Raw genomic sequence first — 17,604 nt, 5'->3', positions numbered from 1 at the left:
TTTTCTGATTGTTTAATACAACTGAACCTTACCCATTTTTACTTCACCGCGCTCATTCAAATACTGCATCACAGGCGTAGCAAGCAGTCTTGCTTCTGCAACCGTTTTGGCTTGCACCAAGCGCTTTTGTTGGCGACGCTCAGGCGTCTTATCCTCTGCTTGCATGACGCTGCCATCGATTTGCAAGTCAATTTCTGCTTGAGTGAACTGCTGTTGCAGTTTAGCCGCTAATTGCTGAAAAGTGGTTTGTAAATGCCGACTATCTACACTTGTGATAAATACTGCCTTGCCATCGCATAAGCCCGTCATCATGCCCTGACGCGCAAGTGCCAATTCGTCTTGAGCCAATATCTCCGCTTCACGAGCCGTTTGTAGCCAATAATCCCATTTTTCTGGTGTCCACTCACCAAGCAGTTCTTGCGGTGAGCAACGCAGAAAATTACGAGGATCATCCAGTTGCGTTGTTAACTGAGAATTATTTGCATCAGGCTCAACAACGGGTTCAGGCTCAACAACGGGTTCAGGCTCAACAACGGGTTCAGGCTCAACAACGGGTTCAGGCTCAACAACGGGTTCAGGCTCAACAACGGGTTCAGGCTCAACAACGGGTTCAGGCTCAACAACGGGTTCAGGCTCAACAACGGGTTCAGGCTCAACAACGGGTTCAGGCTCAACAATGGGTTCAGGGTTAGTAACTAATACATCATGATTTTGCTCAGAATTTTGAGCCAAACTTGGCTCAAAATTGTTATAGGTTTTGACTTGTAAATCATCATTATCTCGTGCTTGATAATCAACGCCATAAGACTGTAATGGCGGTGCAGAAGCCGTTTGGCTATTCGATGACTGTGTAGAAGGTGTAGATGCCCCATCTTCTATAGTTGGTACTTCAGGTGATAAAGAGCCAGCATAAGTATGATTTAATATCTCATCGACTGGCAACGGACGAAATGCCAGCAGACGTAAAATGCACATTTCCAGCGCTTGCATCGGTGTGCTCGCAAGCTTAACACCTTCACGTGCTTGCACGACAATCTCATAATACAGTTGCAGAACATCTGGACTCATATGCTGCGCAAGCGTGTTATATCTTGCGCCTGTGCCTCATTTACATTTAATGCCACTTCAGGCAACAGCTGAGTCAACGCCAATTGATGCAGTAATTCAGTAAGACCATCAAACATACTCGTCGCATCAACCATTTGCGCGCGCATTTGTTCTATATGAGCCGCGACAGCAGATTTGTCATGGTTATAGATATCAGTAATTAAACTGACCAGATCAGCCGCATCAATTAAACCAAGCATCGCATTAACCGTCACATCATCGAGCGCACCTTGACCAAAAGCAATGGCCTGATCGGTCAATGACAACGCATCACGTACCGAGCCTTTGGCGGCGCTCGCCAATTGCCAGAGCGCAGGCTGTGTATAACCTACCTGCTCTTGGGTAAGAACATTTGCCAAATGCTCGCTGAGTAACGTTTGTGGTAGCGGACGTAGTACAAACTGCAAACAGCGCGAAATAATGGTAATCGGCAATTTTTGCGGAGTCGTGGCAAGTAAGAATTTTACATGCTCAGGAGGTTCTTCCAAAGTTTTAAGAAGCGCATTAAAACTGTGTGTGGACAACATATGCACTTCATCAATCAGGTATACTTTATAACGCCCCTGACTTGGCGCATACGGCACATTATCCAGCAACTCTCGTGTGTCTTCTACTTTGGTACGGGATGCCGCATCAATCTCGATAAGATCGATGAATCGCCCTTGATCGATGGCCACGCAGTTATCACACACACCGCAAGGCGTACTAGTAATACCCGTATCGCAGTTCAAACATTTAGATAGGATACGCGCAATCGTGGTCTTACCCACACCGCGTGTGCCCGTAAAGAGGTAAGCATGATGCAAACGGTTATAATCAATCGCATTAATCAATGCTTGAGAAACATGCGTTTGCCCAATCAACTCGTGAAAGTTTTTGGGACGGTATTTGCGCGCTAAAACTTGATAGGTGCGGCAAATAAAGCCAATGTGAATAATACAAATATAGATGGAGTGTCAAACCAGTAGGCTATATTAGGTTTAGATTTAACTGCGCTTGAAGTTGTGCTAAACGTTTGTTAAGCGCTGAGTATTGGCGTCAATCACTGAGCCTTTTTGATAAAGGCATCTAAGTGCACCTTTGTATTGACGCTATCATCACAAGGTCTAAACTCTACGCCAATCAAAAACAAATCATCCATCACTGATCCTGCATTTGGCATTGAGCTCCACAACAAATCTTGTTGAGACGTGCGCACCTTGTCAGCACTCAGCGAACTATTATCATCTTGCGCATAGAAAACCATCAGATAATGGCGTCCAAACCGTGATAAGAGTGCTCATGACAACATAACCATTCCAGCGAGAGTCTTGATCCATCGTTTTGTAAGCTAAGATTTTTTCAACCAGACAAGCGTAAGTGTACATTGACTCATCGACCAAAATATCAACCGGCTCTTTTGGTAGGGGTTGACCGCCTCATAATAATGTTTGATCAACTATTAAACAGCTTGTACCACATCCGAGTATTTTCTGAATCTCAGCCATGAGTGCTTTGGCAAAGACCCTGATCTGGTTCTGTAGCTTTGAGCAAGCGTTGCTCAATCTGATCGATCAACTGATTGTCAATCAATTGCTCTTGCACCCTAATCGCTCTTGATGAAAGTCAGGCGACTGTAAAAACTGGGTAAGTAATGTCGACTCGTCTTGGAATGACTCAAACCCTGTCAGCTGGCTGCGATGAAAGTCTAAAAATGCGGACAAATCGCTTGGCGTAACCAATTGGCTGATGATATCGACAAAGTTTTGATGGCTAAATACCTGTAAGACACTCTGCTCATCATCCAGATCTAAAACACAGTCTTCAGCAAAAAACTGACTACCATATTCATAATCAACCGTATGCGAGGATGCTTGTGGTTTATCATCTTGATGCGTGACAGACAGTGACGTCAAACCAATGAAATAAACATCCTTACCAGCTGCCGAGGTATTACTTTCTGCCATCGAACTATCGTTTTTTAGATAAAGCTGAGCGTGACGCTTGATTAGTTGGTTGACAACTTCTTTTCTCCACTCACGAACTTGAGCGCTGTCTACTTTTTGCATACTCGCTTGCATCACCACATCATTGACGATCAGATAAATGATAGCGCCAGAAAACTCAAAAACGAAATCATAACCTTGAAACTGCTCAGGATTGGTTGTTTTATCTGCTGATAACTCATACAAAGATAAGAACTTTGTTGAATCATTTGTTGCCAAAGTGAGGGTGACGCGTGCTGAGTATCCATGATGTCCCTATAAATGAGGTCTCATAAAGAATCTGGGACCATTCCATTGAAAGCAAAAGAGCTTTCTTATGTCCAGTTTAGTCCCAGCATGGATTTATGGCAAGTAAACCAGTTTTAGCTTTCTAACTTGCGGCGCATATGCGGGAACAAAATCACATCACGAATACTGGCAGAATCAGTAAACAACATCACTAAACGGTCAATGCCGATACCTTCACCTGCGGTTGGTGGTAAGCCATAAGACAGCGCTTCGATGTATTCTTCATCAAAATGCATCGCTTCATCATCGCCAGCGTCTTTTTCAGCGACTTGTCCACGGAAGCGTTCTGCCTGATCAGCAGGATCATTAAGCTCGCTAAAGCCGTTTGCCAGTTCACGACCACCGATGAATAGCTCAAAACGATCGGTGATTTCAGGATTGTCATCACTACGGCGTGCCAGTGGTGAAGTTTCCGCTGGATATTCAGTGATGAAAGGGCTGACGCAATTGGTGTTCAGCGGTTTCTTCAAAGATAATAGTCTGTAGTTTGCCCACACCAAACACCTCTTTCACTTGCTGCTTAAGCGTTGTCGAGGCGTACTCTGCCAGATATTCACGGTCATTGATACGTGCCATATCGAAATTTTCAGCATATTTTGCAATTGCATCAGACATAGACAAACGTATAAATGGCGCTTTTAGACTAATGTCCTTCTTGATAAGTAATCTCAGTTGTGCCCAAAATATCCATCGCCAATTCATTAAATAAGCGTTCGGTCAAATCCATCAAGTCATGATAATCAGCATACGCTTGATAAAACTCAATCATCATGGTAAATTCAGGATTATGGCGAGTTGATACGCCTTCGTTACGGAAGCTGCGGTTAATCTCGAACACTCTTTCAAAACCACCAACGACTAAGCGCTTCAAGTAAAGCTCAGCGCGATACGCAGATATAAAGGCATATCTAGAGCGTTATGATGCGTCACAAACGGACGTGCCACCGCACCACCTGGGATAGGATGCATCATCGGCGTCTCAACTTCCATGAAACGCTCATTTAACATAAACTTGCGAATGCCGCTAATGACTTGACTGCGAATTATAAAGGTATCACGAGTCGTCTCATTGGTCATCAAATCAAGATGACGATTACGATAGCGCGCTTCGACATCAGCTAAACCATGAAACTTGTTTGGCATCGGACGTAGCGCTTTAGTCAATAACTGAAACTCTTCGATATGCACATATAAATCGCCCTTGCCTGAGCGACCAATATAGCCTGATACGCCAACAATATCACCCAAATCTAATGATTTAATGGTCGCTAACGTCTCTAGATCCAACTCTTTGCGTGCAACATATAACTGAATGCGACCCGTCATGTCTTGAATAACAATAAAGGCACCACGGTTCAGCATGACGCGACCTGCCACGTTGACCTGTGTTTTTTCGCCATTCGCCGCTTTTTCTTCAATTTCTTGTTTTGAGACGCCGTCAAAAGCATTTGCAAATCTTGCGCATAATCGGTGCGTTTGAACGTATTTGGATACGGCTGTTTGCCTGAAGCAGTGATATCGTCTAGCTTGGCTTGCAGTTGCGCAATCAGCTCGTTAGCGTCTTCTACAACTGGGGTTTGGTCTTGGTTCTGATTATTGTGCTTTGACATAAAATTCTCAAAATTTAATTGTGGTTCATGTTTCATTTTAGAGATCATTAACTGGCTAATACAAACTAAGTAATCTTTTACTTAGTCTATGCAACCACCTGATACTTGCTTACCTTCTTTAATAATTGAATAACAACCAAAAATACTGTCGTCATAGGCGCACTGACCTGCAAAATCGCCGCCTTCTGTTTGTTCCATATCCATCCAACCTCTACAGTCTCCCTGACATTCTGAGCCATCTGTACAGAATTGACCGCCATCTGAGTACTGTTGAACACAGCTGAAACAACCTGCCATTCCCTGTGGTTTCATAGTCCCGCCTATAGACTGACAAGCTTCTTCAACATGCTGTGGTATCAACGATACAATACATCCTTCATACTCATCTAATACCTGATAAATACTATCCAACTCACTCTGGCTGAGCTTTTGCTCAACTGGAGGATTCACTAACTGTTTTGATTCATGCCTTCTTCAACTTTGGTTACCGAACCACTCGAAGTTGTATCCTTTAATGGCTGATTGTTTGGTACCTCGCAAGCAGATAGCGACATTAAAATACTTGACATAAAAGTAGCAGCTAACAGCTTACAAACATTCATTTAATATGCCTTTAAACACGCACTTTGAACAAAATAAATAACTAAATCCTACATTTATTAAATATTACTCACCGCCAATACTCGCCATCAAATCAGCCTGATGCTCACGCAACAGTGCATCAAGAATCTCATCCAAGTCGCCTTCCATAATGGCATCAAGCTTGTATAACGTCAGGTTGATACGGTGATCGGTCATGCGACCTTGTGGGAAATTATAAGTGCGAATGCGTTCTGAGCGATCGCCACTACCGACCAAATCACGACGGATGGTGTCTGCGGCATCAACTTGAGCCTGTACTTTGACTTGCTGAATCTTTGAAATCAGCATTTTCATCGCTTGCGCACGGTTTTTGTGCTGGCTACGCTCTTGTTGACACTCTACCACGGTACCCGTTGGAATGTGGGTCAAACGTACGGCTGAGTCAGTGGTGTTAACGTGCTGACCACCCGCACCGCTTGAACGGAAGGTATCAAAGCGGATATCGGCTGGATTTAGATCTACTGTATCATCAATCTCAACTTCAGGCATCACCGCCACGGTACAAGCTGAGGTATGCACGCGACCTTGGCTTTCGGTTTCAGGCACACGCTGCACACGGTGTACGCCTGATTCAAACTTTAAGCGACCATACACGCTGTTGCCTGATACGCGAGTGATAATTTCTTTATAACCGCCATGCTCGCCTTCACTTGCCGACAGCACTTCCACTGTCCAGCCTTGTGTCTGCGCGTACTTTTGGTACATTCGAAACAAGTCACCAGAGAAAATCGCGGCTTCATCACCACCTGTACCCGCTCGAATTTCCAAGAAAGCAGGCACTTTATCATTTGGATCTTTCGGTAGCATCATGACATTGAGCGCCTCTTCCATCTCTACGATGGTCTCGGGGCGTTATCAATCTCTTCTTGCATCATCTCTTCATGTCAGGATCTGATGCATCAGCCAGCATAGCCTCTGCATCAGCCTGATCCGTTTCTGCACGCACATAGTTCTGCCATAAAGTAGTGATATCCATCAAGTCGCTGTGCTCGACAGACAATTCACGGAATTTATTATTATCGCTGATGATACTAGGATCTGATAATAAGGCGGTGACCTCTTCATAACGGTCTACCATCTGGTCTAAACGCAGGCGTAAGGATTCTTTCATAAAAGGACTTTTAATTGGATGAGAGGAATAAGACCGTGATTATAGCAAATTTTCGGGGTAAATTAAAACCTCTACGCATTCTTGTCGATATTCTAAGCATTCTTCCCGTTTATTCGCAAATAGCGCCTCATTTTGAATAATATATTGCTTAAATAATGTGATTAAATGCTCATAATAAAAACAACAGACAAAAAAATAGCTAAGGTTGCTCTTAGCTATTTTTTAGTAACAGATTGTACTTTAAAAATTAAACCTTACGCACCAACACTGAACCGATAGAGTAACCCGCACCAAATGAGCAAATCACACCCAAATCACCTGATGCCAGCTCATCTTTATAGCGATGGAAAACAATCATCGGACTGGCTGAACTGGTGTTAGCAAATTCAGCAATGACACTTGGCACAATCGCTTTATCTGCTTCTTTACCAATCACAGTACGTAGAATTAAATCCAACATATTGGCGTTGGCTTGGTGCAGCCACATCATTTTAACATCAGACGTTGCGATATCGTTTTCTTGCAAATGCTCAGTGATGACTTCTGAAACCTTTGGACAGACTTCACGGAACACTTTTCGACCATTTTGTAAGAATAGCTTGTCGGTGACTGGCTCTTTGATGTCTGGATACATCTCAGTCTGTGCCGCTAAGAACTCTGAGCGATCCATAAAGCCGTATTCGTTTTTGATATTGGTCGAAAACTGGGTAAATAGCTTAGAGTTAAGAATCTCATAACCTTTTGGCGTTTCTAGCTCTTCGACGATAGATGCTGTTGCGACATCGCCAAAGATAAAGTGGCTGTCACGGTTACGCCAGTTTAGATGAGCTGAGGTAATCTCAACGTTGACCACAGCGATGCGCTTAGCCAGACCAGAAACGATAGAGCCATGTGCTTGCGATAGACCAAAAGTCGCGGCACTACAAGCAACGTTCATATCATAAGCAAAACCACCAATCATACCAATTGCATTTTGAATCTCGATAGCGACTGCAGGATAAGTACGCTGAAAGTTTGAACAGGCAAGAATGATACCATCTAGGTCATTCGCCTCAAGACCTGCATCTGCTAGCGCGTCTTTCAAAGCCGCAGTACCCATTTCTGCCATGATAGACAGCTCTTTACCTAAATGACGATAAGGAATCACTGGTGCCATGATTTCAGGATCTAAAATACCATTCTTTTCCATCACATAACGTGATTTAATACCAGATACTTTTTCGATAAAGGCCGCTGAAGAAGGCTCTAGGGCAGTCAAAGTTCCTGCTGCTATCTCGTCAGCATGCTTTGCATTATAATCTCAACATACTTATTAAATGAATCTACTAGCTCTTCATTACTGATGCTATAAGCGGAATATACAGGCCAGTGCCTGTGATACAAGTCGTCATGATAAGCTTCCTTGTCTACTACTATAGGGCTTGGGATAAGCATAAAAGTGGAAAATAACAGTCGTTTGATTTCAGTGAATAACTGTAAACTTAAAATCAGAGCCTTTATTATGCCTGAATATAATTATTTTTCTAATACTTTGTTACAAATAATCTGTTTGTTGCGAAAAATAAGCAAAGTCCTGACTTCATTTTGGAGCAGCTACGTTATAATTGGCGCACTTTGCTAGCGACGCGTTCACAGTTCGAGCACATAAAACTGCGAGACATAAAACCCGCTCATATTTGGGAATACTCATGGTAGAAATTTTAACTGGTTATTTGGACAATACGCTGACTATCCCACTGTCTTTATTGCTCTTGAATTGATTGCCGTCATATTTGGGGTAGCAAGTGTCTTACTCGCCCAGCAGAACCAATATTTTGGTATTTCCGATCGGTCTCGTCAGCACCGCTATATTTGTTTATCTGTTGTGGAAATGGCAATTATTTGGCGATATGTTTATCAATACCTACTATACGGTAATGAGTCTATATGGCTGGATCAATTGGACACAGAGTAAGAAAAACACAGCCATAAAAAACAGCAAGATTATATCAACCCTACTGGTCAGCAGCAAAATGAGTCGTTAGCAAACATTAACGCCCAGAATGCTATTCAAGTAGAACATCTTAATAAAAAAGATGTGCCAATACTCGCCTTACTAGCCTCGGCGACTATTGCCTTTGTCGCGTTGGTGTATTACTTCAGACCAGTCATCAATAATAACTTTAATTTGATGGCGCGGTATTAGGTTTGCATTTATTTACGTGGGTCGATTACACCGATATGCTGACCACCGCGCTGTTTTTGATGGCGATGTGGCTGATGGCGCGGCGCAAAATTGAGCATTGGATACTCTGGATAATCGCCGATGCTATTTCAGTCCCGCTATACTTTTATAAAGGTCTCACTTTTACTGCGCTACAATACGTAGTCTTCACTCTTATCGCAATTTGGGCTTACTATGAATGGCAACGACGTTACCGCGTACAATCTCACGCAGCATACCCCTAAATCGGTCATCAATGTCGCGATTCTAGGGGCAGAGAGCACTGGTAAGACCACGCTATGTCGCGACTTGGTAGCGCATTTTGGCTGCCCTTGGGTGCCAGAATACATGCGCACCTATCTACAAGCAAAATGGGATAAGGAACACCTCACTTGCACTTGGGAGGATTTACTCCCTATTGCACAAGGTCAAATTGAGTTAGAAAATAAACTCGCCGCACAAGCCGCGCAAAATTCCGATAGCAGCTACTTGTTTTGTGACACCAGTTTATTTGAGCTAATGGTTTATGCCAACTGGTATTATGGTGATTGCCCTGATGCAATTACCCAAGCGGCGTTAACGCATCATTATGACTTGATTTTATTAACCGAAGTTGATATCCCGTGGGTAGCCGACGACCTAAGAGATAGCCCACATCAACGTGATGAAATCAGTGCTTATTTTGAAAGTCAGCTGACCCGTCACCAAAAGCCATTTCATCGCATAGGTGGTGATAGAGATGAGCGGGTACAACAAGTGCTCGAATGGCTTTCTTAAATCCATCCTATACCACGTTATCAGTAAATGACCTACAACCTTTAAGAGCATTAAGAGATGTCCATGCTAAAAAATATTGAACGATACCTAGAAAAAACCATCTTTAACAGCCGCTGGATATTAGCGCCTTTTTATTTAGGGCTGGTCTTAGGGATTATTTTATATTTATAAAGTTCATTCAAAAAACAGTCATGATGTTCAATACTGTATTTAGCGCCTCTGTATCAGATGTCATTGTTAATATATTAGTGTTGGTCGACCTCTCTTTAGTAGCCAGTTATTATTAATTATCATATTTAGTGGCTATGAAATATTTGTCTCAAAAATTGACACTGGTGATCACGTTGATCGACCTAGTTGGATGGGCAAAGTAGATTTTTCTGGTCTAAAACTAAAAGTCATTGGTGCCATCGTCGCTATTTCTGCGATTGATCTGTTAAAATCGTTTATGGATATTCCTAATGAATTGAGTGAGGGTGAAGCGGACAAACTCATGTGGAAAGTCATCATTCATATGACTTTCGTGTTGTCTGGCTATTATTTGCTATTATGGATAAAGTGGTTGGTGATACTAAAAAACACTGATATCAGAAAACACTAAGGCTTATTTTTCCACACACTCTCCATCGTTCTTACATATTTTTTCTTCATCTCTCCTCTATGCTCTTCTTTGAACCTACTGACTGTATATGCACAGTTTTGGACTAAAGATTCATATGAGGAGCTTTCATGCAAAAAACACTATTGACTAAATTGTCCATCATCGCCGGGCTTTGTATTATTTTTGCCATCGGTCTCGGTATGATTGGCTCAGTCATCTACGAACGGCAAAATTATGCCGCGTCGGTGGTTAAAGAAATTGCCCAGCAGCACGTCAATCCGCAAGAAGTCATCACCCCATTTATCATCATCCCTACCACAATTACGCCTGAATGTCAGATTACAGCACTTGAAACAACCAGTAAATGTGCACCATCCTACTCAAAAAATGAAATTGTCTTTGCCAGTCAGACCCAAGCCATACAAGATCTTGAAGTCAGCACTGATACCTATAAACGTGGCATCTATCATGCGACCAGTTATGATGGTGCATTGACATTTGATCAACGCTATACATTTGATCAAGCCATCAGCAGCTTATATGACACTACGAGCACAGCTAGTGACGCACAAGGATCCATCAACACACCCACCAATAAAAATAACACCCAGCCCGAAAAAACCATCATCCACTGGAATGCAGCAAAATTGATTATTCCAGTATCAGATCTGCGCGGCGTGGCGACGCTACCAACGGTGACCATTGATAACAAACCGATGAAGCAACCTACCCTCAGACAGCGCTGCTGAAAAACCTGACCTATGTAGAAGTAGCTATTCCGCAAGATATATTACAGCGTTCAGTAAAAAACATAACGAGCCAGCAGAATGGCAATAACGCCCTTGCTACGAACGGTACTAGCGAGTCATTGACCAGTACAGAAATCGTCATTGATTTACCGTTAGCTGGTATTAGCAATGTAAACACTGTACCGACTGGACAAAACTTTAACTTAACGATGCGCAGTAATTGGCATGCGCCAAACTTTATTGGTAAGGCGCTCCCCAATGCCAAGAAACTTACCGCTAAAGGTTTTGAAGCCAGTTGGCAAAATCAGTATTTAACAATAGCCAACAATCAAGATTTGTCGCAGTGTATCAGCAGCGCTAACAACCGATGTGTCGTCACCAGTCAAGCCACTCTTGATAACAACAGCCAGTCGATGGTTTCTGATGATGCGCTTATAGCAATGGAAGGCGCTGCTACAGCAGAAGCTACTGCCATACCTGATAGCTATCGAAACGTGCGCCTGAACAGCTTTGGTGTGAGTTTTGCTGAGCCTAATGATGTGTATTTACAAACTGAACGAACGATGAAATATGCCTTATTATTAATCTTAGTATCATTCGGCACTTTCTTCTTATTTGAAGTGATCAAATCCAGCCGTATTCACCCTATTCAATATCTGTTGGTCGGTTGCGCGCTGTTTGTGTTTTATGTCTTACTATTACCACTTGCTGAGCAAATTGTCTTTTGGAAAGCGTATGCCATTGCTGCTAGCGCCTGTGTTGGACTCATTGGTTGGTATACTTATTATGTACTGGGTAGCGTCAAGCGAGCGGCGATTTTCACTGTCACATTGGCAGGATTGTATGCGGCGTTTTTCGGCATATTAACCACCGAAGATATGAATTTATTGCTTGGTGCTGTCTTCTGTTTTGTGCTACTCGCTTGCGTGATGGTCATGACCCGTAAAATTGATTGGTATAAAATTGCCTAACTCAGATAGGGCATGTTAAAAGCGTTTAGTCTAGGGCTGTCTTACGTTGGTATCATTGGCTATTATTAAGCCTGCCAACATAAGACCGCTCGATCTACTCATAGATAATTCATATAGCCATCATCTCATTTATTATCATCTAACGATCTCACTATTCAAGGCCTTCGCCCAGTCTCGACATCCATTCTCACAGCGTTCACAGAGCTGATTTGGGTCAGATATATGATCGACATAGCCGCAATGCATACATGCGTAATATGTTTCTGACTCTATCTCTTCGACAGGTTGATACTGCTTAGGGAAAAGCGGCATACCATAGCCAGTGTTTTCAGGCGGATATAACAATATACTAAAATTACCGTCTGTCTCTAGCAGGCCTGTACGCACTTGACCCAAATGCTCAATCCCTTGTTGGCGCATTTCAGTAAAAAACTCATCATGAGACATTTTACCCTTTTTAATCTTATCGAGTACTAGCATCCCGTCCTCTACAATGTAGAGCGATTTCCCTTCTAATAAATCTTCAAAAGGTTGGAATTCCATCATGATCCACGTGCACAATCGATAAAGCAGGATAACGGCGCTCATGACCAGCACCGCTTGAATAATCGGCAAATCCTCGTTAAACATAGGGTCACCTGCGATAGAACCCAATGATAAGATAATGGTCAACTCAAAGATTGACAGCTGACGGACGCCGCGTTTTCCCGTCAAACGCAAAAACGAGATAATCAGCACAAACATGACGCTGACACGCACCAATATCTCAAGCGCAAATGCCCAAGTGGTGTCATGAATAAAAATACTTACCCAATCCATATTACTGTTTCCTATCTATTGTTTTTATTTGATTTATGACGATTCATTTAAGCAATCGTTCTGAGTATGCGCTTGACCTACCACCACCCTTGTAGTCAGCCTTTATTGTTAATTCAACTATCGTCAGTCCAATTTAAGAAATACTTTTGCCCGCAAGTGCAATAAAATATGCTCTATTGTGAGAAATCTCCCAATTGGCAACTAGCAACTGAGTTTTCACACTTCAGCCAGTATTTTTGCTAGTAAAAAAGCGGTAATAACAACATCCCTAAAAGTCGAATTTGCCTATTTTATTCAAAAACCAGCTTCTTTATTGTAGGAATTATTTTTGAAAGCCACCTTGTACACCGTTATTGCATTAATCGCCTTTGCTGCAAACTCTCTCTTTTGCCGTATGGCGTTAGCAGAGGGTCTTATAGATGCTTGGAGCTTTACCATCTTGCGCCTGCTGAGCGCTGCTGTCTGCCTAGGTATTATCATGACCATTCATGCTTATCGGTTACGAAAGCACGTGCGAGAGCCTGACAGTATTGCTCACGCTGCTATTTTAAACGACAAAGGCAGCTGGTTAAGTAGCGTGAGCTTAGTGATTTATGCGCTATGCTTTTCGATTGCTTATGTAGAGTTGGATACTGGTACAGGAGCACTGATTCTATTTTCAGCGGTTCAGCTGACGATGATTGGTTGGGGCATCTATAAGAAAGAGCAATTGAGCGGCTTACAATGGCTGGCATTTATCGTAGCGGTAGCAGGGTTTGTCTATTTGATGCTACCTTCAGCAGCAGTGCCTTCGTTACTAGCGGCGGTGCTTATGGCAATCAGTGGTGCTGCTTGGGGCATATATAGCATACGCGGCAAATCATGCGTGTCACCGCTGCGAGCCACAGGTTTTAATTTCATTCGGAGTCTGATAGCAGCGCCCATACTGTTAGTGATAGGCATGACTTATTTAGACAATATATGCTTGGAAAACATCAATTTAGGTGACATCACTAGTAAGGGAGTACTTTTGGCCTGTGCATCAGGAGCGATCGCATCCGGTATAGGCTATAGCATCTGGTATATGGCCATGCCTTTGTTAAAAAACACCCAAGCAGCAGTTGTACAACTGTGTGTACCTATACTGGCTGCGATATTAGGCGTGGTGTTTTTATCTGAGCAACTAACCGTGCCATTCGTTATAGCAAGCTCGGTTATCTTGGGTGCAGTATTGGTATTTATTTTAAATAGAGAAAAAGCCCCTACGTGAAATATCCTCATTCGTTATTTAAAATAAATAGGTCAATAAAGACTGAGAGGCTTAGTGATAAAAAAGACAGATAAGATTACTACCATAGCTCTCAAACACAACATGAAGTTACATTCTCTACGGTATCATGTTGCTTCAAGTAACAACCTACTTTTACCGATATTTTTGAGGCATATTATGAAAAAATTATTAGCCGTAGCACCTTTTGCTCTATTATTGTCTGCCTGCGCCACTAATGCACCAACTACTACGATCCCAGAGACCAATACTCAGCCAGTAGTCCAATCATTCACTTGTGAAGACAACGGTCAACTCACTGCTGCCTACACTGCCAATGGTCAAACTGCTAACCTAAACGTGACCTTGCCTAAAGTTGGCTTGACCAATGCAAAAATCACTATGGAACAAGCGGTATCAGGTTCTGGCGCTCGTTATGTCAATAATGTTAACCCTAAAACCACTTACGATTGGCACACCAAAGCGGATTACGGCATCATGACCATCAAATCAGACAATGGTCAACAATACCAAGTGAACTGCCAACTATAGTAACCCTACAAACAAGCGTAAATAATACGTGATGGTTATTTGAATAAAATCCATGTTTTTATTCACATCTATTGAAAACGAAAGAGCCAGTAGTCAAACTACTGGCTCTTTTTTGTGCTTAACTTTTCATGCCTGATAATTTAATCTTAATGATCAACGTTGAATCACTCAATAAAAAACTGCCTGAATACTTTATATACCCAAGCAGTTGAAAGTCATGTCGTTTTTATATTTGTTTATAGTTATTAGAGCAGCTGTTGAATCAGTCGTTAGGTGTTAACTACTGCTGACCGTTAAACCACGGTCACATGCAAACGTGCATCGACATTACCGCGAGTAGCATTAGAGTATGGGCAAACTTGATGAGCTGTTTCGACCAGTGTTTGCGCTTGAGCCTCATCAATACCCGACACTTCAACATACAAATCTATATCTAAGTTATAGCTACCATCGGCTTTCATACCAATACCCACTTGGGTCGAGGTTTTTGAGGCAGTAATTGGCAGTTTCATTTGCTGGGCGGTCAGATTTAAAGCACTATCAAAACAAGCCGCATAACCCATTGCAAAAAGCTGCTCTGGATTGACACCTTCCTTGTCTGTTTCTTGAAAAGAGACCAGATCAAAAGCTAGCGAACCATCGTCAAGACCTGTATGACCAGAACGACCACCGGTTGCCGTTGCTCGCGTTTTATAGAAAATTTTCATCATATATTCCTTATGGATTGGCGTGTTATTGGTGTTGTGCAATACGCTGTAAATCAATCTTACTGCGTTTTGATGCCATCATTATAGAAGTGAGCACGCTAATCCGGTAGAGCATTACTCCATAATCCTTGCCTAATCCTATAAATATTTATATCATTAGGCAAATTATAAAGTAAGCATAAATCATGAAAACAAAAACGGTAGAGCAGCTACTTAGTATATTACCCAAAAATCAAACCATCGAATCAGACATTTCAGGCTTGTTTTTTTATTGTGCCGACAGACCAAGAAAGACTATCAGCTATATCCAAGAACCTAGCATATGTATCGTCTTACAAGGCACGCGTGAAATTACTTAGGTACAGATTGCCAGAAATTTGATGACAGCAGTCTGATGTTCTGCCCTGTCAATATTCCTATAAGCATGCATATCAAACACGCCACTGTAGAGAAGCCAGTCATCGTATTGTCTATGAAATTAAATCTGGCGCTCATTCGTGAGGTCATGGCACAAATACCACCTCAGAAAAAATGCCGACTATGAGCATCAAGGTATAAATGGCCGTTAGAAAAAACACCATATTAACCGCATTCGAACGGATGATAGAATTGCTTAATTATCCAAATGATATAGATTTTTTATCACCTTTGATTCAGCAAGAGATTTATTATCGGCTGCTCATAGCAGCAAGCAAGGTCATAAGCTTCGGCAACTGGTGGTTAATGGCAGTCACACCACCGTATTGCCCAAGCTACCGATTGGCTAAAAGCGCATTTAGAAGAAACCCGTCATCATAGAAGATTTGGCCAGTCGATGCGGTATGAGTGTCGGGATTTCATCAACATTTTAAAGAAATCACTCAACTAAGCCCGCTTCAATATCAAAAAAGCCTACGATTGATGAAAGCTCGGCAGCTGATTCAACTCGGCGAGGCACAAGTATCGCAAATCGCCATGCAAGTAGGCTATGAAAGTCCCAGCCAATTTAGCCGTGAATATAAGCGGCTATTTGGAGTAAGCCCAAGCAGTGAGTTAAATATCTAGCATGATGCTTCTACCATAATGCCCCTACTATAATGGTTTCTGACTAAGGCAATCCCTCTGCGTCTTGACAGCTTCATAAGCAACTGCGTACACAATGTAATTATCTGTTTAACAGATTCCTACACCCTCCCTCTTTCCAGCCAAACAAACGACGAAATATCTTACCCAAGAAAAAAACAGTTGACTTGGTCTATATATTCATATTATAACATATATAATATATTCATAATTTTGCAACTATTATAATAATTTTTCTACGTGTGATCGTCAGAATATTTCGGGAGGCACTAACATGATTCGTTTAAGCTATACTCTCAAATGCTGGGCATTGGGTGTCACTTATTTTTTGGTGTTTTATTTTATGGTGGTCATGAGCGACCCTGGTTTTAGCAAGTATTTATATGCTGGCACTAAGCACCTTGCTATTCCCCGTAGCTAAGCGTTCAGTCGATGTTATGACGGATTTTTTTACACCAAACACGGTATTATTCAACGGATTATTGCCCTCATTATTGATCAACGTGGTGATTTGGATACTCACACCATTTATTGTAGCACTGACCGTTATAGCATTCGTTTATAGTATGGGTGTGCTGACAGAAAAGATCAGCCACTAATTTTACTCAGGTGCTAAATTTTAGAGCAAAGGTCATATGACGCCACCTTTGCTTTTTTGTTTCATAAAAGATTTATCCGTCACAGAAAAATAGTGACACTCAAAAAAAGGCTAGGTTAGCAATTGCTAATCCAGCCTTTTTATCGATAGTGAGTGAAAGTTAGTTACTTAAAATCAGTAGGGTATCCATTCGATAACCTACGCTATCAAAGCTACGCGCAAATCTCACGAATAGTTATTTGATTTTGATATTTGCCTAGAGGCCCGTATTGACCGATGGGGCTAATGTTACCAATGACGTAAGTTTCGAAATATTTGTAATAACCTTTTTGATTGATACTTTTTGAATCTTTAATTAATAGCTGCTTTGGGTCTGACACATAGTAAATAATGTTATCAGAAACGAACTCATGAATCTCAAAGCTTCTTTTAAAACTGCCTCGTAACTGCACTTCTTTTTCTACGCTTGTTGGCGCAAATACCTTCACATTCTCACTGGCTTGTGTCTCATCACAGCCCGTACTCATAAATATAGTTGATACAAATGCTAGTATTATCAGCCTAAATTTAATCATT

The 17,604-nt window shown here is 42.0% G+C and carries 17 protein-coding genes and 5 pseudogenes; 12 read left to right on the top strand and 10 right to left on the bottom strand.

Going from position 1 to position 17,604, the window contains the following annotated elements; all coding sequences use genetic code 11:
• Positions 1-12: 12 nt before the first annotated feature.
• The 7 genes and pseudogenes from dnaX to G7Y90_RS11845 all read right to left on the bottom strand — a co-directional run bounded on the left by dnaX (position 13) and on the right by G7Y90_RS11845 (position 8,134).
• Positions 13-2,027: pseudogene (gene dnaX / locus G7Y90_RS11875) on the bottom strand (DNA polymerase III subunit gamma/tau).
• A gap of 122 nt (positions 2,028-2,149) precedes the next feature.
• Positions 2,150-2,353, bottom strand: a complete 204-nt coding sequence (locus G7Y90_RS11870) for a hypothetical protein (protein ID WP_250162446.1) — start codon at positions 2,351-2,353, stop codon at positions 2,150-2,152.
• A 322-nt stretch (positions 2,354-2,675) separates the two neighbouring features.
• Entirely contained in the window at positions 2,676-3,278 is a 603-nt protein-coding gene (locus tag G7Y90_RS11865; RefSeq protein WP_250162445.1) for a hypothetical protein, read from the bottom strand.
• Positions 3,279-3,454: 176 nt separating this feature from the next.
• A pseudogene (gene lysS, locus G7Y90_RS11860) lies at positions 3,455-4,990 on the bottom strand (lysine--tRNA ligase).
• An 81-nt stretch (positions 4,991-5,071) separates the two neighbouring features.
• A complete protein-coding gene (locus G7Y90_RS11855) occupies positions 5,072-5,440 on the bottom strand; it encodes a hypothetical protein (protein WP_250162444.1) in 369 nt (122 codons plus the stop codon).
• Between the two features lie 216 nt (positions 5,441-5,656).
• Positions 5,657-6,743: pseudogene (gene prfA, locus G7Y90_RS11850) on the bottom strand (peptide chain release factor 1).
• A gap of 247 nt (positions 6,744-6,990) precedes the next feature.
• A pseudogene (locus G7Y90_RS11845) lies at positions 6,991-8,134 on the bottom strand (beta-ketoacyl-ACP synthase III).
• Between the two features lie 393 nt (positions 8,135-8,527).
• On the opposite strand from G7Y90_RS11845, the gene G7Y90_RS11840 reads away from it, so the two are divergent.
• The 6 genes from G7Y90_RS11840 to G7Y90_RS18015 all read left to right on the top strand — a co-directional run bounded on the left by G7Y90_RS11840 (position 8,528) and on the right by G7Y90_RS18015 (position 12,044).
• Positions 8,528-8,767 carry a nicotinamide mononucleotide transporter gene (locus tag G7Y90_RS11840; RefSeq protein WP_250162443.1) on the top strand — a complete coding sequence of 80 codons (240 nt, stop codon included), beginning with the start codon at positions 8,528-8,530 and terminating at the stop codon, positions 8,765-8,767.
• A 220-nt stretch (positions 8,768-8,987) separates the two neighbouring features.
• Positions 8,988-9,191 carry a nicotinamide mononucleotide transporter family protein gene (locus tag G7Y90_RS11835; protein ID WP_502937434.1) on the top strand — a complete coding sequence of 68 codons (204 nt, stop codon included), beginning with the start codon at positions 8,988-8,990 and terminating at the stop codon, positions 9,189-9,191.
• Positions 9,142-9,723, top strand: a complete 582-nt coding sequence (locus G7Y90_RS11830; RefSeq protein WP_201560271.1) for an AAA family ATPase — start codon at positions 9,142-9,144, stop codon at positions 9,721-9,723. The genes G7Y90_RS11835 and G7Y90_RS11830 overlap by 50 nt, the downstream gene beginning before the upstream one ends.
• A gap of 244 nt (positions 9,724-9,967) precedes the next feature.
• Complete coding sequence (locus tag G7Y90_RS11825; protein WP_349773424.1) at positions 9,968-10,324, top strand: YqhA family protein; 357 nt, start codon at positions 9,968-9,970, stop codon at positions 10,322-10,324.
• Between the two features lie 128 nt (positions 10,325-10,452).
• The gene (locus G7Y90_RS18020; protein WP_284143734.1) at positions 10,453-11,073 is read left to right on the top strand and encodes an inner membrane CreD family protein; all 621 of its coding nucleotides are present in this window, start codon (positions 10,453-10,455) and stop codon (positions 11,071-11,073) included.
• A 119-nt stretch (positions 11,074-11,192) separates the two neighbouring features.
• Complete coding sequence (locus G7Y90_RS18015) at positions 11,193-12,044, top strand: inner membrane CreD family protein (protein WP_284143733.1); 852 nt, start codon at positions 11,193-11,195, stop codon at positions 12,042-12,044.
• A gap of 135 nt (positions 12,045-12,179) precedes the next feature.
• Here the strand turns inward: G7Y90_RS18015 and G7Y90_RS11815 are convergent, their stop codons facing one another.
• On the bottom strand, positions 12,180-12,863 hold the full coding sequence (locus G7Y90_RS11815; protein ID WP_201560269.1) for a DUF421 domain-containing protein: 684 nt from the start codon (positions 12,861-12,863) through the stop codon (positions 12,180-12,182).
• 328 nt (positions 12,864-13,191) lie between these two features.
• Here G7Y90_RS11815 and G7Y90_RS11810 point away from each other — a divergent pair, with 328 nt between their 5' ends.
• Positions 13,192-14,112, top strand: coding sequence for a DMT family transporter (locus G7Y90_RS11810; protein ID WP_201560268.1), 921 nt, complete (start codon positions 13,192-13,194; stop codon positions 14,110-14,112).
• A 177-nt stretch (positions 14,113-14,289) separates the two neighbouring features.
• Positions 14,290-14,661 (top strand): MliC family protein, encoded by a 372-nt coding sequence (locus G7Y90_RS11805; RefSeq protein WP_201501214.1) that lies wholly within the window; start codon positions 14,290-14,292, stop codon positions 14,659-14,661.
• Positions 14,662-14,954: 293 nt separating this feature from the next.
• Here G7Y90_RS11805 and G7Y90_RS11800 read toward each other — a convergent pair whose 3' ends face one another.
• Positions 14,955-15,368, bottom strand: a complete 414-nt coding sequence (locus G7Y90_RS11800) for an organic hydroperoxide resistance protein (RefSeq protein ID WP_201560267.1) — start codon at positions 15,366-15,368, stop codon at positions 14,955-14,957.
• Between the two features lie 185 nt (positions 15,369-15,553).
• Between G7Y90_RS11800 and G7Y90_RS18010 the strand changes: the two are divergent.
• The 4 genes and pseudogenes from G7Y90_RS18010 (at position 15,554) to G7Y90_RS11785 (ending at position 17,029) form a co-directional block, all read left to right on the top strand.
• Positions 15,554-15,912: pseudogene (locus tag G7Y90_RS18010) on the top strand (AraC family transcriptional regulator).
• A gap of 14 nt (positions 15,913-15,926) precedes the next feature.
• Positions 15,927-16,166: an AraC family transcriptional regulator N-terminal domain-containing protein gene (locus tag G7Y90_RS18005; RefSeq protein ID WP_349773346.1), complete on the top strand. Its 240-nt coding sequence runs from the start codon at positions 15,927-15,929 to the stop codon at positions 16,164-16,166.
• Between the two features lie 27 nt (positions 16,167-16,193).
• Entirely contained in the window at positions 16,194-16,412 is a 219-nt protein-coding gene (locus tag G7Y90_RS11790; protein WP_250162442.1) for a helix-turn-helix transcriptional regulator, read from the top strand.
• A gap of 401 nt (positions 16,413-16,813) precedes the next feature.
• Positions 16,814-17,029 (top strand): hypothetical protein, encoded by a 216-nt coding sequence (locus tag G7Y90_RS11785; protein WP_250162441.1) that lies wholly within the window; start codon positions 16,814-16,816, stop codon positions 17,027-17,029.
• Positions 17,030-17,240: 211 nt separating this feature from the next.
• Here G7Y90_RS11785 and G7Y90_RS11780 read toward each other — a convergent pair whose 3' ends face one another.
• Entirely contained in the window at positions 17,241-17,555 is a 315-nt protein-coding gene (locus G7Y90_RS11780; protein WP_250162440.1) for a hypothetical protein, read from the bottom strand.
• Positions 17,556-17,604: the final 49 nt, after the last annotated feature.

It is taken from the genome of Psychrobacter sp. WY6, assembly GCF_018448495.1.
Lineage (GTDB): Bacteria > Pseudomonadota > Gammaproteobacteria > Pseudomonadales > Moraxellaceae > Psychrobacter.
Note: the sequence above shows the minus strand (reverse complement) of the source record. Positions and strands in the feature narration are given on the sequence as shown.